This window comes from Paenibacillus xanthanilyticus, assembly GCF_042682185.1.
GTDB lineage: Bacteria > Bacillota > Bacilli > Paenibacillales > Paenibacillaceae > Paenibacillus_Z > Paenibacillus_Z xanthanilyticus.
This window is the reverse complement of record NZ_JBHUHA010000001.1, coordinates 2,084,858-2,109,878: the sequence shown is the minus strand read 5'-3', so window position 1 is coordinate 2,109,878 and position 25,021 is coordinate 2,084,858. Positions and strand designations below refer to the sequence as shown.

Annotated in this window: 29 protein-coding genes; 27 read left to right on the top strand and 2 right to left on the bottom strand. The window is 56.6% G+C overall.

Annotated features, from left to right (window positions below):
• Positions 1-83: 83 nt before the first annotated feature.
• Both ACFSKT_RS08930 and comA read right to left on the bottom strand, forming a co-directional pair.
• Entirely contained in the window at positions 84-791 is a 708-nt protein-coding gene (locus ACFSKT_RS08930) for a 2-phosphosulfolactate phosphatase (protein WP_377722403.1), read from the bottom strand.
• 44 nt (positions 792-835) lie between these two features.
• Positions 836-1,702, bottom strand: a complete 867-nt coding sequence (gene comA / locus ACFSKT_RS08925) for a phosphosulfolactate synthase (RefSeq protein WP_377722402.1) — start codon at positions 1,700-1,702, stop codon at positions 836-838.
• A 233-nt stretch (positions 1,703-1,935) separates the two neighbouring features.
• Here comA and ACFSKT_RS08920 point away from each other — a divergent pair, with 233 nt between their 5' ends.
• From ACFSKT_RS08920 to ACFSKT_RS08790, 27 genes are all read left to right on the top strand, one after another.
• Positions 1,936-2,202, top strand: a complete 267-nt coding sequence (locus ACFSKT_RS08920) for a YqhV family protein (protein WP_377722401.1) — start codon at positions 1,936-1,938, stop codon at positions 2,200-2,202.
• Positions 2,203-2,354: 152 nt separating this feature from the next.
• On the top strand, positions 2,355-3,362 hold the full coding sequence (spoIIIAA, locus tag ACFSKT_RS08915) for a stage III sporulation protein AA (RefSeq protein ID WP_377722400.1): 1,008 nt from the start codon (positions 2,355-2,357) through the stop codon (positions 3,360-3,362).
• Positions 3,355-3,873: a stage III sporulation protein SpoIIIAB gene (gene spoIIIAB, locus ACFSKT_RS08910; protein ID WP_377722399.1), complete on the top strand. Its 519-nt coding sequence runs from the start codon at positions 3,355-3,357 to the stop codon at positions 3,871-3,873. Before spoIIIAA ends, spoIIIAB begins: the two co-directional genes overlap by 8 nt.
• A gap of 15 nt (positions 3,874-3,888) precedes the next feature.
• Positions 3,889-4,092: a stage III sporulation protein AC gene (gene spoIIIAC, locus ACFSKT_RS08905; RefSeq protein WP_110043494.1), complete on the top strand. Its 204-nt coding sequence runs from the start codon at positions 3,889-3,891 to the stop codon at positions 4,090-4,092.
• A 31-nt stretch (positions 4,093-4,123) separates the two neighbouring features.
• The gene (gene spoIIIAD, locus ACFSKT_RS08900) at positions 4,124-4,528 is read left to right on the top strand and encodes a stage III sporulation protein AD (RefSeq protein ID WP_148928361.1); all 405 of its coding nucleotides are present in this window, start codon (positions 4,124-4,126) and stop codon (positions 4,526-4,528) included.
• Positions 4,525-5,754 (top strand): stage III sporulation protein AE, encoded by a 1,230-nt coding sequence (spoIIIAE, locus tag ACFSKT_RS08895; RefSeq protein ID WP_377722398.1) that lies wholly within the window; start codon positions 4,525-4,527, stop codon positions 5,752-5,754. The genes spoIIIAD and spoIIIAE overlap by 4 nt, the downstream gene beginning before the upstream one ends.
• 26 nt (positions 5,755-5,780) lie before the next feature.
• Positions 5,781-6,506: a stage III sporulation protein AF gene (spoIIIAF, locus tag ACFSKT_RS08890; RefSeq protein WP_377722397.1), complete on the top strand. Its 726-nt coding sequence runs from the start codon at positions 5,781-5,783 to the stop codon at positions 6,504-6,506.
• A 41-nt stretch (positions 6,507-6,547) separates the two neighbouring features.
• Positions 6,548-7,201, top strand: a complete 654-nt coding sequence (gene spoIIIAG / locus ACFSKT_RS08885; protein ID WP_377722396.1) for a stage III sporulation protein AG — start codon at positions 6,548-6,550, stop codon at positions 7,199-7,201.
• A 45-nt stretch (positions 7,202-7,246) separates the two neighbouring features.
• On the top strand, positions 7,247-7,906 hold the full coding sequence (locus ACFSKT_RS08880) for a SpoIIIAH-like family protein (protein ID WP_377722395.1): 660 nt from the start codon (positions 7,247-7,249) through the stop codon (positions 7,904-7,906).
• Between the two features lie 290 nt (positions 7,907-8,196).
• Complete coding sequence (gene accB, locus ACFSKT_RS08875; RefSeq protein ID WP_377722394.1) at positions 8,197-8,694, top strand: acetyl-CoA carboxylase biotin carboxyl carrier protein; 498 nt, start codon at positions 8,197-8,199, stop codon at positions 8,692-8,694.
• Between the two features lie 59 nt (positions 8,695-8,753).
• Positions 8,754-10,121, top strand: coding sequence for an acetyl-CoA carboxylase biotin carboxylase subunit (gene accC / locus ACFSKT_RS08870; RefSeq protein WP_377722393.1), 1,368 nt, complete (start codon positions 8,754-8,756; stop codon positions 10,119-10,121).
• Positions 10,122-10,367: 246 nt separating this feature from the next.
• Complete coding sequence (locus ACFSKT_RS08865; RefSeq protein WP_148928354.1) at positions 10,368-10,775, top strand: Asp23/Gls24 family envelope stress response protein; 408 nt, start codon at positions 10,368-10,370, stop codon at positions 10,773-10,775.
• 103 nt (positions 10,776-10,878) lie between these two features.
• Positions 10,879-11,436 carry an alkaline shock response membrane anchor protein AmaP gene (amaP, locus tag ACFSKT_RS08860; protein ID WP_377722392.1) on the top strand — a complete coding sequence of 186 codons (558 nt, stop codon included), beginning with the start codon at positions 10,879-10,881 and terminating at the stop codon, positions 11,434-11,436.
• 11 nt (positions 11,437-11,447) lie between these two features.
• Complete coding sequence (locus ACFSKT_RS08855) at positions 11,448-11,678, top strand: DUF2273 domain-containing protein (RefSeq protein ID WP_377722391.1); 231 nt, start codon at positions 11,448-11,450, stop codon at positions 11,676-11,678.
• A 122-nt stretch (positions 11,679-11,800) separates the two neighbouring features.
• Entirely contained in the window at positions 11,801-12,253 is a 453-nt protein-coding gene (gene nusB / locus ACFSKT_RS08850; protein ID WP_377722390.1) for a transcription antitermination factor NusB, read from the top strand.
• Between the two features lie 73 nt (positions 12,254-12,326).
• Complete coding sequence (folD, locus tag ACFSKT_RS08845) at positions 12,327-13,187, top strand: bifunctional methylenetetrahydrofolate dehydrogenase/methenyltetrahydrofolate cyclohydrolase FolD (protein ID WP_377722389.1); 861 nt, start codon at positions 12,327-12,329, stop codon at positions 13,185-13,187.
• 7 nt (positions 13,188-13,194) lie between these two features.
• A complete protein-coding gene (gene xseA / locus ACFSKT_RS08840) occupies positions 13,195-14,547 on the top strand; it encodes an exodeoxyribonuclease VII large subunit (protein ID WP_377722388.1) in 1,353 nt (450 codons plus the stop codon).
• A 4-nt stretch (positions 14,548-14,551) separates the two neighbouring features.
• Positions 14,552-14,797, top strand: a complete 246-nt coding sequence (gene xseB, locus ACFSKT_RS08835; protein ID WP_148928348.1) for an exodeoxyribonuclease VII small subunit — start codon at positions 14,552-14,554, stop codon at positions 14,795-14,797.
• Between the two features lie 2 nt (positions 14,798-14,799).
• Positions 14,800-15,711, top strand: coding sequence for a polyprenyl synthetase family protein (locus ACFSKT_RS08830; protein ID WP_377722387.1), 912 nt, complete (start codon positions 14,800-14,802; stop codon positions 15,709-15,711).
• A gap of 105 nt (positions 15,712-15,816) precedes the next feature.
• Positions 15,817-17,721, top strand: a complete 1,905-nt coding sequence (gene dxs / locus ACFSKT_RS08825) for a 1-deoxy-D-xylulose-5-phosphate synthase (protein ID WP_377722386.1) — start codon at positions 15,817-15,819, stop codon at positions 17,719-17,721.
• Between the two features lie 15 nt (positions 17,722-17,736).
• Positions 17,737-18,555, top strand: coding sequence for a TlyA family RNA methyltransferase (locus ACFSKT_RS08820; protein WP_377722385.1), 819 nt, complete (start codon positions 17,737-17,739; stop codon positions 18,553-18,555).
• A gap of 239 nt (positions 18,556-18,794) precedes the next feature.
• Positions 18,795-19,262: a hypothetical protein gene (locus ACFSKT_RS08815; RefSeq protein WP_377722384.1), complete on the top strand. Its 468-nt coding sequence runs from the start codon at positions 18,795-18,797 to the stop codon at positions 19,260-19,262.
• A 22-nt stretch (positions 19,263-19,284) separates the two neighbouring features.
• Positions 19,285-19,734 (top strand): transcriptional regulator AhrC/ArgR, encoded by a 450-nt coding sequence (ahrC, locus tag ACFSKT_RS08810; RefSeq protein ID WP_377722383.1) that lies wholly within the window; start codon positions 19,285-19,287, stop codon positions 19,732-19,734.
• Between the two features lie 33 nt (positions 19,735-19,767).
• Entirely contained in the window at positions 19,768-21,468 is a 1,701-nt protein-coding gene (gene recN, locus ACFSKT_RS08805) for a DNA repair protein RecN (protein WP_377722382.1), read from the top strand.
• A 123-nt stretch (positions 21,469-21,591) separates the two neighbouring features.
• The gene (gene spoIVB / locus ACFSKT_RS08800) at positions 21,592-22,917 is read left to right on the top strand and encodes a SpoIVB peptidase (RefSeq protein WP_377722381.1); all 1,326 of its coding nucleotides are present in this window, start codon (positions 21,592-21,594) and stop codon (positions 22,915-22,917) included.
• A gap of 230 nt (positions 22,918-23,147) precedes the next feature.
• Positions 23,148-23,975 (top strand): sporulation transcription factor Spo0A, encoded by an 828-nt coding sequence (spo0A, locus tag ACFSKT_RS08795; RefSeq protein ID WP_377722380.1) that lies wholly within the window; start codon positions 23,148-23,150, stop codon positions 23,973-23,975.
• 280 nt (positions 23,976-24,255) lie between these two features.
• Entirely contained in the window at positions 24,256-24,984 is a 729-nt protein-coding gene (locus ACFSKT_RS08790) for an RNA polymerase sigma factor (RefSeq protein ID WP_377722379.1), read from the top strand.
• Positions 24,985-25,021: the final 37 nt, after the last annotated feature.

Below are 25,021 nucleotides of genomic sequence, written 5' to 3'. Positions count from 1 at the left end.
AGTGTCGCTGTCCGCCGCCGCATGCGAGCAGGGCATAAGCGTCGTGCGTTAATAGAGTGTATGGAACAAGCCATGCGGATATGTCAGCCCAGCACCAGGGTATCGCCCTGCAGACGCGGTACCGCCTCGCTGGCATCCACCTGCGCGCAGCGCTCGATCTCCCGCGCGCAGCCCAGCTTGACGAGCCGCTTGCCGGTGACGCCTTGCAGCATCGTCTCGGTCAGGAACGGCCGGGAATCCCGGTAGAAGCCGCGCATCGACGCGCCGAAATCATTCGTTTCCGTCGTGATGCCGAGCGCCTGCAGGCGGTCGATGATCAGTCCCGCACACAAGCCATCCTCGATCGCGAACTCGTCATGGCTCCCCGCGCAGAGAATGACGACATCCCGTCGAAGCTCGGCGGCCGCCTTCGCGCATGCCGAAGCGTTGAGCAGCGAACCCGCCAGCACATAATCGGCGCGGAGCGCCTTGTGCAGGGCCCGTGTTCCGTTCGTGGTCGTGAAGACGACGCGCCGATCCCTCACCGCCTCGGGCGTGAATTCGAACGGGGAATTGCCAAGGTCGAAGCCTGCGATTTTGCGGCAGAACCGTTCGCCTGCCATGACGTCGCCAGGGCGTTGAAGCGCGCGGGCTTCCAGCACCGTCTCGACCGGCACGATGCCGGATGCGCCGGCTTCCAACGCGGTCACGATCGTGCTCGTGGCCCGCAGCACGTCGATGACGATTGCCGTCCGCTGCGTCAGCCGCGCCTCTCTTGCCTCGTTTACGGAAGATACGACTTCAATATGCATAACCTTCTTAGACCGCCTTCCTCTATCGCCCGCTTCACGGGCCTCTAAATCATATATTCGATCTGCTTTCGATGGTCGGCAGCATGACCGAACCCGAACGTATCTGAACGAAGTCCGCGCCGCATCGTCTCGAGCGCCAGCGCATCGCCGGGCGGAATGTTGCCCAGATGGACGCCGGGACCGAACGTTTGCAGCAGCAGCACCTGCTGGTGCTTCAGCGGTGCTTCCCACATCAGCCGGCCAGGGTCGGGGACGAAGCGACAGATGCCATCGAGCATATCTTCCCGGCAGTTGCCCTTGTCGTCGAACAGGCCGACGCCGACGCCCGATTCTCTAGCCTCCACCGTGACGTACTTCGCCCCGGCGGCAAGGTCGGTCTCCGCCGTATCGGCCAGCTCCGAGGCATCGACCAGCGAGCCGGTCAGCTTCTTGCCATATTCGGTCACGACCTGCAGGCCGTTTCGAATCCCTTCTTGGATGAGCGCCGTCCGCAACCCGCGGTTCAATTCAATCGTGCCGTCGGACACTTCGATGGCGTTGAAACCTAATTTGCAGACCGAGTCGAAAAACTCCGTCACGAGCTCTTGTCGGATCGCGGCCTCGAGCAGCGTCCCCCCCGGCATGATCAGCAGACCGCGGAGCTTCGCTTGCTCGATTTTGAACAGGAGCAGCTCCGTCTTCGAGAGCGGCGCCGTGCCGAAGCCGATTTTGACGCAATCCACATAATCGCCGGCCGTCTCCATCAAATCCGCGAACGCATAACGTCCGAGTCCCTTGTCGATAATCATCGTCTGTCCGCGTCCGTGCGCACGGTCCGCTCCGCTCGTGTTCGCGGCAAGCGCGCCAGATGCGCGAAGCCCGCTCGGGTCCGCCAGCGCGGGCGGCCATATGCTCCGCGTTAACTCCTTCATGCAGCATTCTCCTCGCCTTCAAGACTATCTTCCAACTGCTCCGATAACATGAGCATCTTATGCATCGTCTACCGGGCGTGTGCCCGGCTTGGTGATCAATCGAACGAGCGAACCAGGACAAAAATCGGCATGAAGAGCAGACAAGCATGCATACAATCTCATAGAAACGTCGTTATCCGAAACGGGGTTGACAGATTGGTAGATACGATCGCTAGGAAAGGAGGAATCCGGCTTTGATTAATAAAATCGTGCTCAGCATGGCGACGCTCCGAATTATTTCGGGCTCGATTGAAATCTGCGCCGCGCTGCTCATGCTGCGACTGAACCAGATCGATAAGGCGCTCGTCGTCAATTCGTCGCTTGCGTTCGTCGGACCGCTTATTCTCATCGCGACGACGACGATCGGGTTGGTCGGGATGTCCGACAAACTGTCATTGTCCAAGCTGGCATGGATAGGGGCGGGCATCACCTGCTTAATGATCGGCATTCTCAAAAAATAGCTGCGCGCATTCATAAGCGTCCAGTTGCAGCTAGCAAGCAGGTGGAAGGGCGAACGGCATAATCGGCAGGTTGTCCGCATACGATGGTTTAGCGTCAAAAGCTGGCATGCGTCTCGCGCATTGCGGCTAGATGGGATCGGGAGGGACGAGAAATGCTGACACGTGTCGTGCATCTGCTGCCGGCGGAGCTTGCGGCTGTGCTGGAGCGAATGCCGGATCAAGTGAAGGACAAGCTGGAGGAGATTCGCATCCGGGAAAGCCGCGCGCTGGAGATCGGGTTCGCTGGAGGTTTCCGGTACATCGCGCCCGATGGCACGCCGATGTCGCAGCCCCACGGCGCATTCCGGCCATCCGGGGACCTTTGCCGGAAGCTTTTGGAGCGGGTGACGAACCATTCGCTTTACGCCATGGAGGAAGAATTGCGCAGAGGCTATATCACCGTCGCGGGCGGCCACAGAATCGGTATCGCCGGGCGAACGGTTCTCGATGGCGGCCATGTCCGGGGCATCCGGGATGTCGGCGCCTTCAATATCCGAATTGCCCGGGAAGTGATCGGCGCATCGGCCAAGCTGCTCCCCAAGCTGCTTGATTTCAACCGCCGCTCGGTTATCCCGGCGCTCATCGTAGCGCCTCCGCAGCAGGGGAAGACGACGCTCGTGCGGGATATCGCGCGAGCGGTCAGCGCCGGACAGTGGGGACATGCCGCGGCGGCGGGCTGGGAAGGGCGCAAAGTCGGGATCGTGGACGAACGTTCCGAGATTGCCGCTTGCGTACGCGGCGTGCCGACCTTCGATATCGGCCCGCGCACAGACGTGATGGACGCGTGCCCCAAAGCCGAAGGCATGATGATGATGCTGCGCTCGATGTCGCCGGACGTGCTGATCGTCGACGAGATCGGCCGACCGGAGGATGCCGAGGCGATTCTGGACGCGAGTCATGCGGGCATTGCGGTGATCGCGACCGCGCATGCCAAAGATCTGGAAGAAGCCCGAGGCAGACCGGCGATCGAACGGCTGCTTGCGGCAGGGGCGTTCGACGTGTGCGTCGAGCTGCGCAAGAACGCGGACGGATTGTCCGGACGCGTCGTGCGCGCCTTGCCGGCGGCGCGAAGTCCGTCGGCCTTGGAGCGGACGCCGGCGGGAGGGAACGGGCATGGTTAAGATGATCGGCGCGGTGCTCATTCTATTCGCCGGCACGATGATCGGTTTCCAGCAGGCGGCTCGTTTCGCGATGCGGCCGCGTCATATTCGGCAGTTGATCCATGCGCTGCAGCGGTTGGAAACGGAGATCGGATACGGCTACACGCCGCTGCCCGAAGCCATCGAGCGCACGGCCGAACATATGCAGGGCGCAATGCGCGCCATGTTTCAATCGGTCGGTGATACGCTCCAGTCGGACAAGGAATGCAGTTTCCGGGAGTGCTGGGAGCAAGCGGCCGCCTCTCATTGGCCGCGCACCGCGATGAAGGCGCCGGAGCGCGCCTCCTTCATACGTCTCGGATCTTCGCTTGGCATTAGCGACCGAGATGACCAAATCAAACATTTGCGGCTTGCGGTTCAGCAGCTGCAGGCGGAAGAGGAGGCGGCGAGAGACGATCAAGCGCGGTACGAGAAGATGAGCAAGAGCCTCGGCGTCCTGGTTGCCGCGCTTGTCGTCATTTTGATCGTTTAGTGGGGTGCCGCAGGGATGAACATTGATGTTAGCGCCATTTTCCAAATCGCGGGCATCGGCATCATCATTGCGATGATTCATACGGTGCTCAAGCAGATGGGCAAAGAAGATATGGCGCATTGGGTAACGCTGATCGGTTTCGTCGTCGTGCTGTTCATGGTCGTCCGGCTGCTGAATGATCTGTTTCAGGAGATCAAGACGATCTTTTTGTTCCAATAACGGATAATGGCAGACGAGGCGGTGAACCCGGATGGAAATCATTCAAATTGTCGGACTCGGTTTGATTGCGGCCGTGCTCATTCTCGTCGTTCGGGAACAAAAGCCGATGTTTGCCTTTCTCCTGGCCGCATTTACCGGACTATTCATCTTCTTGTACATGATCGGCAAGATCGAAGCGGTCATCACGGTGTTGGAATCGCTCGCCGAGCGCTCCGGCATTCCTTCGATCTATTTGAAGACGATTCTGAAAATCATCGGCATCGCCTATATCGCGGAATTCGGCGCCCAGATCGTCCGGGACGCGGGGCAGGAAAGCGTGGCGTCCAAGATCGAGTTCGCGGGCAAGGTGCTGATCTTGGTCATGGCCGTGCCGATTATCGGCGTTATCGTCGAAACGGTTATCGGCCTGCTGCCGGCGGGGAGTGGTCAAGGATGATTCGCTTCGTTCGCATCATCGCCGGATTCGTCCTGCTGCTCGCGCTATTCACTTGCTTCGTCCCCGTCGCCTGGGGAGCGCCGGAGGCGGCTTCGCCCGGACAGGTTCCGGACGCGGCGGCCCGGGAGATCGGACCGCAAGAGCTGTCGGAGGAAGAGCTCCACGGCATCGATACGGCCGCGGTCGAATCGTATTGGAACAAGCTGATGGCCGAATACGGGGGGCTGTTCCCGGACCGCGAAGTGCCGAGCTTCATGGAAATGATCATCCCGGGGGGCGAAGGTCTCAAGCTGACGACAGTGCTGCGGGGGTTGTTGGAATACGTGCTGCACGAGGTGCTGTATAACGGAAAGCTGCTCGTGACGATCGTGCTGCTCACGGTCTTCAGCATGATCCTGGAAACGCTGCAGACGGCCTTCGAGCGAAATACGGTCAGTAAAGTGGCGTACAGCATCACCTATATGGTGATGATCGTCATCGCGGTGAACAGCTTCAACGTGGCGATCGGCTATGCGAAGGACGCCATCAGCGGGATGATTCAGTTCATGATGGCGATGATTCCGCTGCTGCTGGCTCTGCTCGCCAGCATGGGGAACGTCGTCACGGTCACGGTGATGCATCCGCTCATCATCTTCATGATACATGCCGTCGGAACCGTCATCTATACGATCGTCTTCCCGCTGCTCTTCTTCTCGGCCGTGCTCCACATCGCCAGCGCCGTGACGGACAAGTTCAAGGTGACGCAGCTGGCCAACGTGCTGCGGAATTTCGCGGTCGGGCTCATGGGCATTATGCTGACGATATTCCTCGGCGTCATCTCCGTTCAGGGCGCAACAGGCTCGGTGACGGATGGCGTGACGATGCGGACGGCCAAATTCGTCGCCGGCAACTTCGTGCCGGTCGTGGGCCGAACATTCTCGGATGCGGCGGATACGGTCATGTCGGCTTCCCTGCTCGTGAAGAACGCCATCGGACTGGCCGGCGTCATCATTCTCATTCTGTTGTGCGCGTTTCCGGCGATCAAAATTTTGACGCTGGCCTTGATCTACAATGTTTCGGCAGCGGTCATGCAGCCGCTCGGCGACAGCCCGATCGTCGGCTGTCTGCAAACAATCGGCAAAACGCTCATCTACGTCTTTGCGGCGCTGGCGGCGGTGGGACTGATGTTCTTTCTGGCCGTCACGATCATTCTGACTGCCGGCAATGCGGCGATTATGATGCGGTGACCGCATTCGGGATAGGGGGGATCGTCATGATGGACTGGCTGGCCGGCTGGCTAAGGCAGATCATCGCGGTCGTGCTGCTGGCCGGCATCGTCGATTTGCTGCTGCCGAACAAGGCGATGCAGCGATACGTGCGGCTGGTCGCCGGCTTGATTATCCTGCTGACGATCCTCTCCCCGATCATGGGCGTGCTGCAGGGGGATTTTGGCACGAAGCTGCACGAGAGCTTCGACGCTTGGCTGACCAGCGCGCCGGACAAGCAATACAAGATGCCGACGCTTCAGGATATTCAGCGGGACGCCGAGCAGATGAAGCGAAAGCAGGAGGATGCCGCTGCGGCGCTGGCTGAGAAAAATCTGGCGGCGGCGATGGCCGAAGAAATTACGAAGAAGACGGGGCTTGCCGTCGAACGCGTGAAAGTGACCTTGGAACGGAGCGGCTCGGCGAGCGAAGCGAAGCTTGCGTCGGTTGCGGTGGCGCTAATCCCGCCTGAAGAGACGTCGAGCGCTGACGTAAGCGGCGAACGGCCGATCGGCGAGGTCGGCGCCGTGCAGCCAGTCGAGATCGACGTGAATGGCGCGCGCGCAACCGGCGACGACGGCGACGAGGGCGGAACCGCCAGGCAGGAGGCCGTCGAAGCGTTCTCGCCCGTTGACCAGCGCCGTGCGGAAGCCGTCCGGCAGGCGCTGAGCGACGCATTCGGCGTGCATCCATCGATCGTCAGCATCAGCGGCTTCGAACCTGCGCGAAGCTGACGGCGAGTCAAGGCGGAAGGAAGCGGGAAGGAGTGATTACGGTGGCCAAATGGCTGGAAGGATTCGAGAAGCTCGTCGGCGGCGGACCGGGAGGGGAGAAACGCGTGAGAACGATGCGGTGGCTGCTGCTGATCGGCGCAATCGGAATCGGTCTGGTCCTGTTCAACTCGTTCCTGACCGTCCGCACGGTGGATACGACGACAGAGGCAGCGCCGACGACCCAGGCGGCGCCCGGAGGCGGGGACCAGGCGGCTTTTCTCGGCGGGGGTGGCAGCGAGGAGACGCCTTTCGACGTGATCGAGAGCCGGCTCGAGAGCCGGCTGAAAGAGATTTTGGAGAAAATCGTGGGCGTCGGCGTCGTCGACGTGTTCGTCACGGTGGATTCGACCGAAGAGAGCGTTCCCGGGCGGGACGAAAGCGAATCGCAGGACGTCACGAGCGAGAAAGACAAGAACGGCGGCAGCCGGAATATTACCTCGATCACGAGGGATGGGACGATCGTCATCTATGAGACGGAAGAGGGGAAGAAGCCCTTTATCGTGAAGACGATTAAGCCGCGTATTCGCGGGGTCATGATCGTGGCCAAAGGGGCGGAGAACCTGACTGTCAGGCGGCTGCTCCTTGATGCGGTCCAGAAAGGGCTCGATGTGCCGCAAAACAATATTTCTGTCATTCCTCGCAAACATGCGTCATAAGATAGGACAAGTAAACAAGGACAAGTATAAGGGAGGCTATGGTTCATGAATACGAAGAGGCAAACGGTATGGCTTGTGTCGATGCTCAGCTTAATGGTTATTCTGTCCGCTTATTATCTGTTCACGGAGGATGTCAGCACGTCTCCGGATTTGCTGACGGAGGGGACGAAGCAGGAGCAGCCGGTAGACGGCGCGACGGAAGTGACGGCCGGCAGCGGCGCGAAGAACGGCGAGGTCGTCGTGAACGAAGTGACGCAGGAAGGCGCGGCGGAAGGCGCGCTGACGGGCGATGCGGCGAAAGCGGCGGCCGAAGCGGATGCCAAGGCGCTGCAGCAAGTGGAAGAGCAGGGGATGGCCAGTAATGTGTTCGACGAGCTGCAGCTTAAGCGCAGCCAAGAGAACGCCGAGGAAGAATCGCGCCTCATGGCGGCGCTTGGCGATACGAAGCAGAATACGGACAACGCGCTGCAGGCGATGGAGGAACTCTCTCAGTTGGAAGAGAAGAACACCAAAGTGACAAGCCTCGAGGAAGAACTCGCGAAAACCTACAAATCGGTCATTATCACGCCGCAGGAGGGCGACAAATACAAAGTCGTCGTGCAAAGCGAAAAAGTCGACAGAAGCCAAGCGGACGACATCCTCGTGAAGGTGGTCGGCGCGCTAAATTTGAAGGCCGAGCAGGTCTCGGTGCAGTTCGTGCAATAATACATCCGCGCTTGGCGCGGGCAAGCCCTCTGCCGCGGTCGATCCGTCCAGGGGGCTTCTTGCATTTCGAGCATGTAAATATTTCAGTTCGTGTTCAGAAGGGTTTATGCTATAATAACTCTGTTATGTGCAACTTTTGGCATCCAAATCGGAACGGCCGGCTGTCAACCTTCGGGGCGTAAGGCTTCGTTCTTCGGCCCTGCGGCGTTTTTCGCGTGGATGCTTTCGAAACCGGTTTCCCGATGTAGGGACACCGTCAGGCAGCACAGAAACCTTTTAGGAGTGAAGTCATGTTTAAGCTGAACGAGATTAAAGAATTGATCAAATTGGTCGATCAAACGTCCGTACACGAGCTGGAAATCGAAAACGAGGGTACGCGCCTGCTCATCCGCAAGCCGGGCAAAACCGAAGTGGTGAACGTGCAAGCGGCCCCAGTACCTACATATACGCAGCCTCACGTGGCCGTCGCGGCGCCCGCGGCTGCCGCGCCGCAAGCAGCGCCTGCCGCACAGCCTTCCACGGCTCCCTCGGCGCCGCAGGCGGACAACCTTCACCGGATCTTGTCGCCGATGGTCGGCACGTTCTACCGCGCTTCCTCGCCGGACAACCCGCCGTTCGTTAGCGTCGGCGACCGCGTGAACGAGAAGACGGTCGTCTGTATTTTGGAAGCGATGAAACTGATGAACGAGCTGGAAGCGGAAGTGAAAGGCGAGATCGTCGAAGTGCTCGTCGAGAACGGACAGCTTATCGAATTCGGGCAGCCTTTGTTCCTTGTCAGACCGGAATAGGCAGGCAGGGCGCAAGATGGCCGAAGCCGGAACAAAGCGCGCGAAAGGAGCACTACTACGTGAAATTCAATAAAATCTTAATCGCCAACCGCGGCGAGATCGCCGTGCGGATTATCCGCGCCTGCCGCGAGCTTGGCATTGGCACGGTCGCCGTTTATTCGGAGGCGGACAGGGAGTCGCTCCACGTCCGACTGGCGGATGAGGCGTACTGTATCGGACCCACGGCTTCCAAGGACAGCTATTTGAATCTGACGAACATTATGAGCGTCGCGACGTTAACGGACTGCGACGCGATTCACCCGGGTTACGGGTTCTTGGCGGAGAACGCCGATTTCGCGGAAATTTGCGAATCGTGCAACGTCACGTTCATCGGCCCTTCCCCGCAAGCCATCACGAAGATGGGCGACAAAGCGGTTGCGAAGCAAACGATGAAAGAAGCGGACGTGCCGGTCATTCCGGGCTCCGACGGACTTGTCGAGGATATGGAAGAGGCGGTTCGCGTCGCGCGCGAGATCGGATATCCGGTCATTATCAAAGCGACGGCGGGCGGCGGCGGCAAAGGCATTCGCATCGCCGAGAACGAGGAGGCGCTCGTATCGCAAATTACGACCGCCCAGCAGGAAGCCCAGAAGGCATTCGGCAACGCCGGCGTGTACCTGGAGAAATATTTGACGGGCATGAAGCACGTTGAGATCCAGATCATGGCCGACAAGCACGGCAACGCGGTGCATCTGTTCGAACGCGATTGCTCGGTGCAGCGCAGACGCCAGAAGCTCGTCGAAGAAGCGCCTTGCCCGGTGCTCTCCCCGGCGCTTCGCGAGCGGATGGGACAAGCGGCCGTGCGCGCGGCGCAAGCCGTTAATTACGCGGGAGCGGGCACGCTGGAGTTCCTTCTCGGCCCGGATGGCAACTTCTACTTCATGGAGATGAATACGCGCATCCAGGTCGAACATCCCGTAACGGAAATGATCACGAACGTAGACTTGATCAAAGAAATGATTTCCGTCGCCGAAGGCAATCCGCTTTCGTTCAAGCAAGAGGATCTTCACATCAACGGATGGGCGATCGAGTGCCGGATTAACGCCGAAGATTCGGATCGCAACTTCATGCCGTCCCCAGGCAAAATCGACTTCTATCTGCCGCCGGGCGGACTCGGCGTACGCGTCGACAGTGCCGCCTATCCGGGCTACACGATCTCGCCGCATTACGATTCGATGATCGCGAAGCTGATCGTATGGGGAGAGACGCGCGATGACGCAATCTCGCGGATGAAGCGGGCGCTGTCCGAATTCGCGATCGACGGCATCCGGACCACGATTCCGTTCCATCTGAAGCTGCTCAATCATCCGAAATTTCTGAAGGGGAATTTCGACATCAAGTTCTTGGAAGAACATGATGTCAATAATCCCGTCTCGGACGAAGCGTAAACAAGCAGGCGCGGCCTGAGACGCTCCGGAGAGGGAAAGCTAACGAACGGAGGGAGCGTCCTTGCTCCCTCTTGTCGCGAGCGGAATATAAGGCGAGTTCTCACGCGTCCAGAGAGCGGATTCCCTTTGTCCCCGAAGGTTTGTCATAATTCCCGCCGGATGCTATAGTATAAGAATAGGAAGCGGATGAGCCCTGCCGGCTGCGGGCTGGTTGGTACGCTACTTTACGGGAGGTGTAAGAAGACCATGAGCACACTTGCGGCAGATTATGAGAAGACAGACATGGGCACGATTCAAATTGCACCCGAAGTCATTGAAGTGATCGCTGGCTTGGCCACGATCGAAGTTCCTGGCGTAGCGGGCATGAGCGGCGGTTTTGCCGGTGGCATTACCGAATTGCTTGGACGCAAGAACCTGGCGAAAGGCGTGAAGGTCGAAGTCGGTCAGCGCGAAGCGGCCGTCGACGTCTCGATCATTATCGAATACGGGAACCGCATCCCCGAGATTGCTTCGGATATCCAGCGCAACGTCAAACGTTCCATCGAGATGATGACGGGACTGCACGTTGTCGAAGTCAACGTACATATCCATGACGTTCACTTTAAGACGGCGGAGAAACCGGAAGAGGAAGATACGGCACATCGCGTGAAGTAAGCCGGTATTTTGGACCAATTTGATTGTAAACCCCCTGTGGATGGGCTTGCCGCTCGGCGCCAGGGGGTTTTTATTCAGTCCGGCCACAAGGAGGATTCTGCTCGTGATAAGAATGTTGGACAAGCTGCTGTTATTTATTTACAGCCTTGCGGTCGGTACGATCGCCGTCCTTGCCTTTTGCGCCGGTTTCAAATGGCTGCCCAAGGAATGGCTCAGCGACGGCGTAGACGAGCTGTTTCGGAATGAAGCGATTCAAGCTACTGTCATCATCGTTTCGGCAATCGTGTTTCTCATCAGCCTGCGCTTTTTCTATGTTTCGCTCAAGCGGGGCGCCGCCTCGGCGATGTCGATCGATCAGCGCACCGAATTCGGCGATATTCGCATTTCGATCGAGACGGTCGAGAATCTCGTGCTGAAGGCTGCTGGGCGCCAACGCGGCGTGAAGGATTTGCGCGTCCGGATCCGGTTGACGGATGCCGGCGTTGACGTTACGATTCGCGCGATCGTGGACGGCGAAAGCTCGATTCCTACCATGACCGAAGAGATCCAACGATCCGTCAAAACCCATGTCGAAGAGATTACGGGGATACCGGTTGCGGACGTATCCGTATTCGTTGCGAACATCATCCAGTCGTCCAGCGTGAAGCCCCGCGTGGAATAGGAGGGTATTCGATGCGGAGAGAGATTTGGGAAACCTACGGGGGACGGATAACGGGCGTTGCCACCGGCATCATACTTGGCATACTCTACTTTATCGTCGGATTTTGGGACATGCTGTTCTTCGCGCTCCTGCTGTGCATCGGCTACACGGTCGGCAAGAGCAAGGACGAAGGCAGTGGGCCGTTCATTCCTTGGGATCGGGTGACGGAATGGCTTATGCAGCGATGGAGACCATTTAAATAGCGGTATGATCTCCTCCGTACTCCGGACGTTCGGCTTGTATGACGTTCGGGGCAGGGAGGAGATCATATTTTTATGAAGAGCGTGACAGGCTCGCCATGATAGACCATTGTTAGGGAGGACCTATGAAACGAAGGCTTGCACGGGAAATTGCGGTACAGAGCTTGTACCATATGGAAATGAACGAGGTTACGGCCGCGGACGCGGTGAATATGCTGGCGGACGAAGCCCGCAACGACGAGAACGAGATCGGCGCATCCGCGTCGGACATGACCGCGATCGATGTGTACGTGCGCGAATTGGTACACGGTGTCATTGAACATAAACAAGCGATCGACGATATACTTCAAACCTACCTGACGGGCTGGCAAGTAGACCGGCTCTCGCGGGTCGACCGGCAAATTTTGCGGCTCGCCGCCTACGAGATGGTATTCCGGACCGACGTGCCGCCGAAAGCGGCGATTAACGAGGCGATCGAGCTGGCCAAGCATTTCGGTACGGACGAATCAGGCAAATTCGTAAACGGCGTACTGGGCAAGCTGCTGCAGGCGCTTGATGAGTTGAAACCGAAAGCGTAAGGGGAGCCCTTACGCTTTCGGTTTGACATGCGTTTAGTAAACGTACATAAAAGGATAAGGGAGAGGGAACAACGTGACGGCACAGCGTATTGAAGGGAAAGTAATTTCGGATGAAATTCGCTCGGAACTGAAGGTGGAAGCAGCTAGATTGGCGGCAGACGGGATCATCCCCGGACTAGCGGTTATTCTTGTAGGCGAAGACAAAGCATCGCAAGTCTACGTCTCCAACAAGGCGAAGGCGTGCGAGCAGCTCGGCTTCTACTCGGAAGTGCACCGTCTAAGCGGCGATACTTCGGAGGCGGACCTGCTGGCGCTGATCGATACGTTAAACCGTCAGTCCACGATCCACGGCATTCTGGTACAGCTGCCGCTTCCGTCGCATATTGAAGAGAAAGCGGTCATTGATGCCATTAGCGTCGAGAAGGACGTCGACGGATTCCATCCGGTCAGCGTCGGCAATATGGTCATCGGCGACGACAGTCTTCTTCCTTGCACGCCGGCCGGCGTAATCGAATTGATTAAACGGAGCGGCAATACGATCGCGGGCAAGCATGCAGTCGTGATCGGTCGCAGCAATATCGTCGGCAAGCCGGTCTCGATGCTGCTGCTGCGGGAGAACGCAACCGTCACGATCTGCCATTCGCGCACCGCGGACATGGAAGCGATCGCGCGTACGGCCGATATCCTGGTTGTAGCAATCGGCAAACCGGAGGCGATCGGCGCAAGTTACGTCAAGCCGGGAGCGATCGTGATCGACGTCGGCATCAACCGTTTGGCGGATAACCGGCTCGTGGGCGACGTGGATTTCGCAGCGGCCCAAGAAGTGGCCGGATACATCACGCCGGTACCGGGAGGCGTCGGTCCGATGACGATTACGATGCTGCTCGCGAACACGCTGAAAGCGGCGAAGGCTTCGGCGGCGCGCAAGGCGTGATTCGGCCATGAAACAAGATGCCAAAGTATTTTCGATTAAGGAAATTACGCGCTACATCAAGATGAAGCTCGAGTCCGATCACGTGCTGGGCGACGTGTGGGTGCGCGGCGAAATTTCCAACTTTACGCACCATTCCAGCGGCCATATGTATTTTACGCTGAAGGATCCCGACAGCCGGCTAAAATGCATCATGTTCGCTTCCCATAACCAGCGTCTTCCTTTCAAACCGAAGGAAGGCGCGAAGGTACTGGCGCGCGGCAACTTTTCGGTCTATGAGCGCGACGGCAATTATCAGTTCTACGTGATGCAGATGCAGCCAGACGGCATTGGCAGCTTGTATTTGGCTTACGAACAGCTGAAGCGGAAGCTCGAAGACGAAGGACTGTTCGCCGCATCGCGCAAAAGGGCGATTCCGAAGTTTCCGAAAGCCGTGGGCATCATTACTTCTCCGACCGGCGCAGCCGTCCGCGATATTATCATCACGCTGCAGCGCCGCCACCCTTCCGTGCCGGTGCTGCTTTTTCCTGTCCTGGTCCAAGGGACGGGCGCGGCGCCGGCGATCGTCAAGGCGATCGAAACGATGAACCGATTAGCGGAAGTCGACGTATTAATCGTAGGGCGCGGCGGCGGATCGTTGGAGGAGCTATGGGCGTTCAACGATGAGCGCGTAGCCCGCAGCATCGCGGCTTCGGCCATCCCGGTCATTTCCGCGGTCGGTCATGAGACGGATTTCACCATCGCCGATTTCGTCGCGGATCTTCGGGCAGCTACGCCGACCGCGGCGGCGGAACTCGCCGTGCAGAACGTGCAGGAATTAAGAGCGCAGCTCGCGCAAACGAACGCAAGACTTGCGCAGGCATTGAAATCCGCGGTCAGAACGCGTGGTGATCGGCTTGCAAGGCTAAGACGGTCGCCGGTTTTCGTTAACCCTCGCCGTTACTTGCTGCAGCAGGCCGAACGGCTCGACCGGCTGAAGGAGCGGCTGGAAGACCGGACGGTTCGCCGAGCGGAGAGAGGTAGGGAACGTTGGCTAAGGATTCAGGCCAGGCTTGCCTCGGCCCATCCGGGCGAACGCGTGGCGATTGAAGCCAAAAGAGTCGAGACGTTGACCCGCCGAATGGAAAGCGCCATGAGCGGGGCGATGAAAGAACGTCAGATGATGCTGGTGTCGGCGATGAAGCAGTTGGACGCCTTAAGTCCGCTCAAGGTCATGTCGCGCGGCTACAGTCTCGTCTACGATGAAGCGGAGAAGCGGCTGTTGAAGTCGATCAAGGACGTGCAGCCAGGCGATATCGTGAAAGTCAAGTTGGCCGATGGTCAGCTGGATTGCCAAGTATGGTCGATGAAAGGGGAAGCGTGAGCAGATGGAAGAACAGCAATTAAGCTTTGAAGAAGCGATGGAACGGTTAGAATTAATAGTAGGACGGCTGGAGAACGGCGACGTCCCGCTTGAAACCGCGATCGAGCTGTTTCAGGAAGGGATGAAGCTTTCCCAATTATGCGGCTCGAAGCTCGAAGAAGTAGAACGCAAGATCGAGGTGCTGATTGAGGGCGAAAGCGGTCTTCAGAAAAAACCGTTTGCGCCTGCAAACGAAGATAGAGGGGAATAGACGTGAGCGTTTCGATTTCGATCAAGGAATATTTGAAACTCGTGACCGCTGAGGTGGAAGAGTCGCTTCGCGGTACGTTTCCGGCCGAACTCGGCGTGCCGGCCACCCTACGCGACGCGATGATGTATTCACTGGAGGCCGGCGGGAAGCGGCTTCGTCCTGCCCTGCTGCTTAGCGCGGCGGAAGCGGTGCACGGCAGCAAGCCGCTTCGCCAAGCGGCGATGCCGGTCGCGTGCGCCGTCGAGATGATTCATACGTACTCCTTGATCCACGATGATTTGCCGGCGATGGACAACGACGATTTCCGCCGCGGCAAGCCGACGAATCACAAGGTTTTCGGCGAAGCAATGGCGATTCTGGCAGGCGACGGTTTGCTGACGCACGCATTCTATGCGGTTGCCCAGGCGGCGAAACTTGGCGTGCCGGCCGAGACGGTGCTGGCGATTTCGTCGGATCTGGCATTGCTCGCGGGTGCGCCGGGCATGGTAGGGGGGCAAGCGGCGGACATTCTAGGCGAGCAAGGCATTACGTCGCTTGCGGAGCTGGAATATATTCACCTTCGCAAGACGAGCGACCTGATGGTGTTCTCCGTGACCGCTGGGGCAAGAGTTGGCGGGGCATCGCAGCCGCAGCTGGCGGCCGTGGGCGAATTTGCCCGCAAGCTGGGACTCGCGTTCCAAGTCCAAGACGATATTCTGGACGTCACGGGCGATGAAGCGAAATTAGGCAAACCTGTCAACAGCGACGTCGATCAGCAAAAAGTCACCTATCCTTACTTGATCGGGCTTGAAGAGAGCGCGACGCTCGTGCGGCGGTTGACGCAAGAAGCAAAAGACGCGCTGGCGAGAGCCAATCTGGCCGCACCGGAGCGGCTAATTGACATTGCGGACTACTTGATGCGGCGAGACCACTAACTGCTAGCGGCTAACATATTGGGGATTTTGTAACATTGTGATATAATATGTCACAAAGTCAGAGGTAATCGTGAATCGGTAGCCGCCTGCAATGAAAGCGAGGAAATGAATGTGTTGCTCGAACATATCAACGGGCCTAAAGATTTGAAAACCTTAACAGTTCCGCAGCTGGATGAGCTCGCTGCTGAAATACGCTCATTTTTGATCGAGAAGCTCTCCGTTACGGGTGGTCACCTTGCGCCAAATCTGGGTGTCGTCGAGTTAACGCTTGCGATGCATTATTTGTTTGACAGCCCGACCGATAAATTCATCTATGATGTCGGACATCAGTCGTATGTCCATAAAATATTGACAGGCCGGAAAGACCAATTCGATACGTTACGCCAGTACAAAGGACTTTGCGGATTCGTCAAGCGTTCCGAAAGCGAGCATGACGTGTGGGAAGCGGGACACAGCAGCACGTCGCTCTCGGCCGCGATGGGCATGGCGCTGGCGCGCGATCTGAAGGGCGAGACGAACAAAGTCGTTGCCGTGATCGGCGACGGCGCGCTTACGGGCGGCATGGCGCTGGAGGCGCTCAACCATATCGGGCACGAGAAGAAGAATCTCATGGTCATTCTGAACGATAACGAGATGTCCATTGCCCCGAACGTCGGCGCGCTGCATCATTACTTGTCCAAGATTCGCACCGACCGCCATTATCAGAAGGCCAAAGAAGAGCTGAACCAGTTCCTTAAGAAAATACCGGCTATCGGCGGGAAACTGTCCAAAACCGCGGAACGGCTGAAGGACAGCGTGAAATATTTGCTCGTTAGCGGCATTTTGTTCGAACAGTTCGGCTTTACGTATTTCGGACCGGTTGACGGACACGATATTCCGCAACTGCTGGAAGTGCTGGAGCAAGCGAAGAACGCGGCAGGACCGGTCATGGTCCATGTCGTCACGACCAAGGGCAAAGGTTATTCCCCCGCGGAAGCGGATTCGCATAAGTGGCACGGGATTTCACCATATAAGATCGAATCCGGACAGGTGCTGAAAGCGGTCGGCCCGCCGATGTACACCGAAGTATTCAGCGAAGCGCTGATCGATCTGGCGAAGGAAGACAATCGGATTGTCGCCGTTACGCCAGCCATGCCGGGCGGGTCGGGCTTGCTGAAGTTCGCGGAATTGTTCCCAGGCCGAATGATCGACGTCGGCATTGCCGAGCAGCATGCGGCGACGCTGTGCGCCGCGATGGCGATGGAAGGCTTGAAGCCGGTGTACGCGGTGTACTCGACCTTCCTTCAGCGCGCGTACGACCAAGTCGTGCACGATATTTGCCGCCAGAACCTGAACGTGATCTTCGCGATCGACCGCGCCGGTTTCGTCGGTCCGGACGGCGAGACGCATCATGGCGTCTACGACATCGCTTACCTGCGCCACGTGCCGAACATGGTGCTCATGATGCCGAAGGACGAGAACGAACTGCGCCGCATGATGAAGACGGCGGTCGACTACAACGACGGTCCGATCGCGATCCGTTATCCGCGCGTGAACGGCGTCGGCGTAGAGATCGAAAAAGAGATGGTTCCGATTCCGATCGGCTCGTGGGAAACGGTCCGCGAGGGCGATTCCTCGGTCATCTTGGCAATAGGCCCGATGGTGGCGGTCGCGGAAGAAGCGGCAGAACAGCTGAAGCGAGAAGGGCAGAGCGTGCGGATCGTGAACGCGAGATTCGTGAAGCCGCTTGACGAAGCTATGCTTCTGCAGCTGGCGAAAGAAGGCCTGAGCGTGATCGTGCTCGAAGAGGGCTCCGAGCAAGGCGGTCTCGGCAGCGCGATTCTCGAATTCTACTCGCAGCGCGGAATTAGCGGCCTGAATATCCGGATTATCGGCGTTCCGGACGTATTCGTCGAACACGGCTCGATCAAAGAACAACGCCAGGAGACGGGGCTTACGGCAGAGCGCGTATGCAATGAGCTGCGCGCCTTGAAGCCGGTACTGCGCCAGCGGGCGAACGGAACGGCATAAGAGCGGGAGAGAAGCATGACCTCAGGTAAAGAACGAATTGATCTATTATTGGTGGAGCAAGGATTTTACGAAAGCCGCGAGAAGGCGAAGGCCGCGCTTATGGCTGGCCTTGTCCTCGTGGATGGGGAACGTGTGGAGAAGGGCGGCATGAAAGTGCCGCGCGCCGCTTCGATTACGGTCAAAGGGGCGCCTCATCCATACGTCAGCCGCGGCGGTTTGAAGCTGGAGAAGGCGATCCGCGTCTTCGAGCTGGATATGAACGGGGTTGTCATGCTGGACATCGGGGCGTCTACCGGCGGTTTTACCGACTGCGCGCTCCAGAACGGCGCAACCTATGTGTACGCGATCGACGTTGGTTACAATCAGTTGGATTGGTCCTTGCGTCAGGATGAACGGGTCAACGTGATGGAGCGGACGAATTTCCGTTATATGACCCCGGAAGATCTGAAGGGGCCGGTACCTTCGTTCGCGACGATCGACGTCTCCTTTATTTCGCTCAAACTCATCCTGCCTACGCTCGGCACGTTATTCGCGCCGGGATCGGGCGTTATGGCATTGATCAAACCGCAGTTTGAAGCGGGACGGGAGAAAGTCGGAAAGTCGGGCGTTGTTCGCGAACCGGCCGTTCATCGCGAGGTGCTGCGCACGATTATCGACTTTGCCGCCGCCGCTGGTTACGAGCTGCGTCATTTGACCTTCTCGCCGATTACGGGCGGCGAAGGCAACGTCGAGTTTTTGGCGCATTGGCTATGGCGTGGTGCCCCTGTTGCGGAAGTGCCCGGCGATGAGCAAATCGCTGCGGTCGTGGCCGAAGCCGGTTCGACGTTCAAATAAGATAGTGGTGTCTGAAGGAGTCTCTTGAGCGATGCATAGCTTAAGGGACTTTTTTCGTCTTGTTCCCCTTTGCATGGAAGCGAATTTTTGTTAAACTAAAAAAGCAAACAAGCGTTCGTAATTACAGGCGTATTGTTCGCTCCGGCTCCTACCTTACTTATTCGACATCAAGTTACGGCCATGCGGGCAATCGATTTCGAAGCAGTTCTGGCAGGAGATGAGCGAACGGAGGGATCCGCTTGGGGAAATACGGAGACTGGCTCGTGATGCTGGTCGCAGCTGCGCTACTTATCCTGTTAATTTATCGGCTCTTCTATCGGTGGCTGCATGAACCGCCTTCCATGCATTCCGAAGTGCTGCTCAGCCGGGCCGAAGAGGTAGATGACGACGATGAACATGTGAAGCTGCTGGAAGAAGACGGATTCGAGGTTACATACGGACGATATAAAGTTCCGATTCATATACAGATCGATACAGGCGAACAGCTGCAGAGCCGGTTGTTCATTGACATGATCGCGGAGAAAGACGGGAAGCATTACATAGTAAAGACGGCAAGGGAGCGCATGCCGTTAGAATGGACGGGCAGCGGTTTGAGAGACAAGCTAATGATTTATGCTCTGCTGCTTCCAGAGGCTTCAGGCGTGGTTTACGTGAATGCGCGCGAACGAACGGTGCGAGTCATAACGTTTCAGTTCCCTGACGAGTAGGCGCGAATATTAGGAGGATTCCATGAAGAGTGTACGCCATATGAAAATACGCGAGATTATTACCGGCGGTATCGTCGAAACCCAAGAGGAGCTGGTTGACGCGCTGCGCGAAGCTGGTCTTCAAGTGACGCAGGCTACGGTATCGCGAGATATTAAGGAGCTTCAACTCATTAAGGTGCCTGCGGAAGACGGACGCTACCGTTACTCGCTTCCGCAGGAGCAGCGCATGAACCCGGTACACAAGCTGAAGCGGGCGCTGGCAGATCATTTTCTGCATATCGACTCAACGGAGAATCTGGTCGTCATGAAGTGCTTGCCCGGAACGGCGAACGCCATCGGCGCCATGATCGATAACATGGAATGGACCGAAGTCATGGGCACGATCTGCGGGGATGATACCATATTGATCATTTGTCGCTCCAAGGAGCAAGGCGGAGAAGTTATCGAGCGTATGCTCGCTTACATGAACTAATTATCAGGCACCGTTAACAAGGAGGAATTCTGCATGCTTCGCGAATTATCTATTCGTAATTTGGCGGTTATTGAATCGGTATCGGTCCGGTTTCACGATGGGTTTCATGTTCTGACCGGGGAGACCGGCGCGGGAAAGTCGATCCTTATCGATGCGCTATCCCTTATTGTCGGAGGCAGAGGCTCGTCGGATATGGTCCGATACGGCTGCGATAAAGCTGAGATCGAAGCGATGTTCGAGCTGCCAGCCATCCATCCCGTATGGACGACGCTCCACGGGTTCGGCATTGAAGCATCGCCCGAAGAAGGTTTAGTCGTTAGGCGCGAACTTTCCGCCCAAGGGAAGAACGTGAGCCGAATTAACGGCCGGATCGTCACGATGTCCATGCTTCGCGAAGTCGGCGAATTCCTCGTTAACATTCACGGTCAACACGAACATCAGTCGCTCTTCAAGACTGAACGTCATTTGGATTGGCTCGACTTATATGCCGGCGAACGCGTTGAAGGCCTTATCGCGCGCTACAAGGAAACCCATCGCAAATATGATGACGCGCGTCACAAGCTCAAGGAGCTCGAAGACTCCTCCCGGCAGAACATGCAAATGCTCGATCTCTACAGATTTCAAATCGAAGAAATCTCGGGTGCGAAGCTGAAGCCGGGGGAGGATGAATCGCTTCAGGAAGAAAAGCAAAAACTAATGTATGCCGTGAAGCGCAGAGATTCCGCGTCAGAAGCGTATGCGCTGTTGTATGGAAACAAGGGACTTGATGCGATTAGCCGCTCGATTTCGCGGCTTGAAGATATACGGGACTACGATCCCGAAGTACTGAACCCTTTGCTGGAACAGGTTCAGTCGGCCTTTTATCAGCTTGAGGATGCCGCATTCCAGCTGCGCGACTACCGCGACGGCGTGGAATCCGATCCGGAGCGGCTTGCGGAGATCGACGATCGACTTGACCTCATCCACAGCTTGAAGCGCAAGTACGGCGAGACCATTCCGGATATTCTGGCCTACTTGAAGCGGATTCAGCATGAGGCCGACAAAATGGAGAACCGGGACGAGCATATCGAACGTCTACGCAAGGAAGAGGAGCTTTTATACGAGGAAGCGGTACGCTTCGGGCTGTCTTTGTCCGAGCTGCGTCGCGGAGCAGCCCATAAGCTTGCGGCGGCTATCGAATCGGAGCTTCGCCAGCTGCAGATGGAACGGACGACGTTCCGGGTCGAGTTGCTCATGCATAAGGTCGGCGATAAGTACAAGCTGCTTCACAACGGGATCGATGAAGCGGTATTCCTAATTGCGCCGAATCCGGGCGAACCGCTCAAGCCGCTTAACAAAATCGCTTCAGGCGGCGAGATGTCGCGTATAATGCTGGCCCTCAAAACGATTTTCGCTTCGATCGATCAAGTACCGACGCTTATTTTCGACGAGGTCGATACAGGAGTTAGCGGACGGGCAGCCCAAGCGATCGCAGAGAAAATGTCGCGTTTGTCGCGTCAATGCCAAGTGTTCTCGATTACGCATTTGCCGCAAGTGGCATGCATGGCCGACCATCATTACGAAATCCGCAAGTCGATTGTCGCCGAGCGCACATCGACGAACGTAACGGAGCTGGAGATCGTTACGCGCGTCGAAGAGCTCGCCCGCATGCTCGGCGGCGTGGAGGTCACAGAGAAAACAAGGCACCACGCGCAAGAAATGCTCGACTTGGCCAAACAACAGAAAGGCGCGTAGTGAAAGGCTTTCAGGGAATGTTTTTATCGACATAAAACATTAGGGGCAGGGTTACCTTATAAGTACGCAAATGGCGAACGCCTTTCTCGTCAAGCGAAAGTATGCACAGGGAGCGTGAAGTCATTGAATGCCAATCAGCGTAAGCGGTGGCTCGGTCTTGTTCTCGTATTCTTCGTTTGCGTGCTTGGTCTTTCCTCCCCCTTTCAACATTTTGCCGCATTTCCGAACGAACTACGTTTGTTCTCCGGCCAGTTGAAGCAGTTAGACTACGGCATGCCCGTTCATGCACAAGTAACTGTCGATCCGTCGATTCTTCATGTCAACGGCTCGAAAGGCAAGTCCTTGTCGGTGGATTTGAACAAGCCCTTGTCGTTGCAGACGGAACATAGCGGCGAAACCACGATGAAGCTGAAATTATTCGGCAAAATACCATTCAAAACCGTTAAAGTAAACGTCGTGCCCGATCTTCGCGTCATTCCGGGCGGCCAAACCATTGGCGTCAAAGTAAAGTCTGCCGGCATTATGATCGTAGGCCATCATCAAGTGGTAACCTCGAAAGGCATGAAGGTTTCACCCGGCGAAACCGCCAACTTGCAGCTAGGTGATCTCATTACGCATATTGATGGAAAGTCCGTCCATGAAGTAAAGCTTGTCGCCGATCTCGCCGAGCAAGCGGGCAAAGCGAAGAAACCGCTGCACCTCACGATAAAACGCGGCGAGCGGACGTTTGACACCAAGCTCGACCCCATATTCGATGCGGAGGATCAGGCTTGGAGGCTTGGACTTTATATTCGGGATTCTGCAGCGGGCGTCGGCACGCTAACCTTCTATGCACCCGATCAAGGCGTATACGGCGCACTCGGTCATGTCATCACCGACATGGATACGCAGACGCCGATTGAAGTAGGTGAAGGTCAAATCCTTCAGTCGCATGTCACTTCGATTAACAAGAGCCAGAACGGCGAACCAGGCGAGAAACGCGCCACCTTCGTGAAGGAGGGCAAGGTGCTTGGCAATATCGAACGGAACACGCCATTCGGAATCTTCGGCAAGATGAACGAACTGCCCACGCATAGCTATGATTCGCAGGCGCTTCCGGTTGCTTTCGCGGAAGAGGTCAAAGAAGGTCCCGCGCAGCTGCTTACCGTCGTCAACGGTCAGAAGGTGGAACGCTTCAACGTAGAGATCGTGCATGTCACCAAGCAAGCATCCCCGGCAACGAAAGGGATGGTCATTAAGATCACGGACCCTCGGCTAATTGAACAGACGGGCGGTATTGTGCAAGGGATGTCGGGCAGTCCGATTATTCAGAACGGAAAATTGATCGGCGCGGTGACGCATGTATTCGTCAACGATCCGACTTCAGGATATGGCTGTTTTATCGAGTGGATGCTGCAGGATGCGGGCGTACTGCTCAAGACGGAAGGGGCAAATCTTAAGGCGGCTTAGCCCCTTAGGATTTGTTTTGTTTGTATTGGTTTTGTCGAATGTGAACGAAAAAAGAATAATCTTGTTGCAAATTTTCCATTATAATTCATCCGAAAATAAAAATAAACAAAAATATTATTCGACAGAAGGAATTTACTTCAAAGTGTCGAAAACCTTAAGTCAGCAGAGAAGAAATGAACTTGGATACTGATTGAGTATATACCGCTATTAACACTAAGGAGGATATTACCTTGCAAAGAATCGAAGTTCTGCTAGCTGACGATAACCGGGAGTTTACAAACTTACTGTCTGAATACATTTCGGAACAAAGCGACATGGTCGTGACCGGAATTGCTTATAACGGCGAGGAAGTCCTACGCTTGCTGGAAGAAACGCGCAAAGCGCCGGACGTACTCATCCTGGATATTATTATGCCTCATCTCGACGGCTTGGGCGTGCTCGAGCGCTTAAGAGAGCTGAATCTGTCCCCAATGCCGAAGATCATCATGCTGACGGCATTCGGTCAAGAGAACATCACGCAGAAAGCCGTACAGCTTGGGGCTTCGTACTACATACTGAAGCCATTCGATATGGAGATTCTGGCGAACCGTATCCGCCAATTGGTCGGCAACACGACGGTTGTATCCGGATCGGGCGTAAGCGCGTTCAGCAGCAATTCCTCGATTTTGAAATCGTCCTCCAATGTCGTGCCGCTTGCAAAAGGCAAAAATTTGGACGCGAACATAACGAGCATCATTCATGAAATCGGCGTACCTGCGCATATTAAAGGATATCAATATTTGCGCGAAGCGATTACGATGGTGTACAACAATATCGAGATTCTCGGCGCAATTACGAAGACACTGTACCCGGCGATCGCCGAGAAGTTCAAAACAACGCCATCCCGCGTTGAACGCGCCATTCGCCATGCGATTGAAGTCGCTTGGACGCGCGGCAACATCGACAGCATCAGCCATCTGTTCGGCTATACGATCAACATCAGCAAGTCGAAGCCAACGAACTCCGAATTCATCGCGATGGTCGCCGACAAGCTGCGGATCGAGCACAAGGTATCGTAACACCATAAGGATGAATAACATTAAACCGCCGAACGGAATGTTCGGCGGTTTTTATATGGCTTGTTAAGCCGTGCAGGATACAGTTCTCCTCCACGTGCATCGGGCGAATATGATCAAAGGACGACCCCCTGGAACGGTAAGACGTGCAGGATAATCGCGTGAGCCATGCTGCACGACAAGAGGCCGAAAATGATGGAAGCCCGAAAAAATTTTCCGACCGTATCCTATGGCGCCCCCCGTTCGTTTACACTATAAGTAACAAAGGAAGGAGGAGCTCCACATGTCGACTAGCGATCAGGCGGCTTCATTGGTCCATTGGCGCCAAGACCTGTACCGGTATTGTATCCGGCTAACGACGTCCGAATGGGAGGCCGAAGACTTGGTCCAAGAAACAAGCTTGCGCGCACTTCCTTATTTGACCGGCGAGCGGAAGCATCCAAATTTGCAAGCGTTTCTGCTGCGTACGGCCAAAAATATTTGGATCGATCAATGCCGCCGGCAGCGTAAACTGAAGGCGATCTTGAACGAGCAGTTGAACGTCTGCAGAGAGGCTGTGGGCGGTATCCCGCTGAATGGCATGGAGACTGAACGGCTTTTGGGCGCGTTGAACCGTTCGCTAAGTCCGCTCCAACTGACGATTTTTTTGCTAAGGGATGTTTTTCAATACACGGCTGTCGAAACGGCGGCCTTGCTCCACACATCCGAGGGCGCCGTGAAAGCCGCATTGTTTCGAGCTAGGCGAAGCTTAACGCGACACCGACATCAGTTCATCGCGGATGACGGGACCGAAGAACAGCGCTCCGAGCGAGAACGGTTATTAGTTCGCGCCTATACCGAGGCATTCCAGAACGCGGATACGGGTGCGCTGGTAGCGCTCGCGTTAACGCAAATTCAGTCTTCGGAAACAACGGTGGCCGTCGGGATGCCCGGCTTTGCGATGCATCAGGCAAACAGCGGCTTGGTTCAAGCACGCGCCGGTTCCGACGTTATGGCATTGCGGGCGGCTTAAAGATATCGAACGAGAGCAGTACGGCCTTGCTACAGAG

Coding starts and splice junctions, on each gene's coding strand:
- ACFSKT_RS08790 (WP_377722379.1), top strand. CDS start 24,256: ATGTCGACTAGCGATCAGGCGGCTTCATTGGTCCATTGGCGCCAAGAC.
- nusB (WP_377722390.1), top strand. CDS start 11,801: ATGAAACGAAGGCTTGCACGGGAAATTGCGGTACAGAGCTTGTACCAT.
- spoIIIAB (WP_377722399.1), top strand. CDS start 3,355: ATGGTTAAGATGATCGGCGCGGTGCTCATTCTATTCGCCGGCACGATG.
- ahrC (WP_377722383.1), top strand. CDS start 19,285: ATGAAGAGTGTACGCCATATGAAAATACGCGAGATTATTACCGGCGGT.
- comA (WP_377722402.1), bottom strand. CDS start 1,702: ATGAAGGAGTTAACGCGGAGCATATGGCCGCCCGCGCTGGCGGACCCG.
- ACFSKT_RS08880 (WP_377722395.1), top strand. CDS start 7,247: ATGAATACGAAGAGGCAAACGGTATGGCTTGTGTCGATGCTCAGCTTA.
- accB (WP_377722394.1), top strand. CDS start 8,197: ATGTTTAAGCTGAACGAGATTAAAGAATTGATCAAATTGGTCGATCAA.
- spoIIIAE (WP_377722398.1), top strand. CDS start 4,525: ATGATTCGCTTCGTTCGCATCATCGCCGGATTCGTCCTGCTGCTCGCG.
- spoIIIAF (WP_377722397.1), top strand. CDS start 5,781: ATGATGGACTGGCTGGCCGGCTGGCTAAGGCAGATCATCGCGGTCGTG.
- ACFSKT_RS08820 (WP_377722385.1), top strand. CDS start 17,737: ATGACCTCAGGTAAAGAACGAATTGATCTATTATTGGTGGAGCAAGGA.
- ACFSKT_RS08855 (WP_377722391.1), top strand. CDS start 11,448: ATGCGGAGAGAGATTTGGGAAACCTACGGGGGACGGATAACGGGCGTT.
- spoIIIAA (WP_377722400.1), top strand. CDS start 2,355: ATGCTGACACGTGTCGTGCATCTGCTGCCGGCGGAGCTTGCGGCTGTG.
- recN (WP_377722382.1), top strand. CDS start 19,768: ATGCTTCGCGAATTATCTATTCGTAATTTGGCGGTTATTGAATCGGTA.
- spoIIIAC (WP_110043494.1), top strand. CDS start 3,889: ATGAACATTGATGTTAGCGCCATTTTCCAAATCGCGGGCATCGGCATC.
- ACFSKT_RS08930 (WP_377722403.1), bottom strand. CDS start 791: ATGCATATTGAAGTCGTATCTTCCGTAAACGAGGCAAGAGAGGCGCGG.
- xseA (WP_377722388.1), top strand. CDS start 13,195: ATGAAACAAGATGCCAAAGTATTTTCGATTAAGGAAATTACGCGCTAC.
- spoIIIAD (WP_148928361.1), top strand. CDS start 4,124: ATGGAAATCATTCAAATTGTCGGACTCGGTTTGATTGCGGCCGTGCTC.
- xseB (WP_148928348.1), top strand. CDS start 14,552: ATGGAAGAACAGCAATTAAGCTTTGAAGAAGCGATGGAACGGTTAGAA.
- ACFSKT_RS08865 (WP_148928354.1), top strand. CDS start 10,368: ATGAGCACACTTGCGGCAGATTATGAGAAGACAGACATGGGCACGATT.
- dxs (WP_377722386.1), top strand. CDS start 15,817: ATGAATGTGTTGCTCGAACATATCAACGGGCCTAAAGATTTGAAAACC.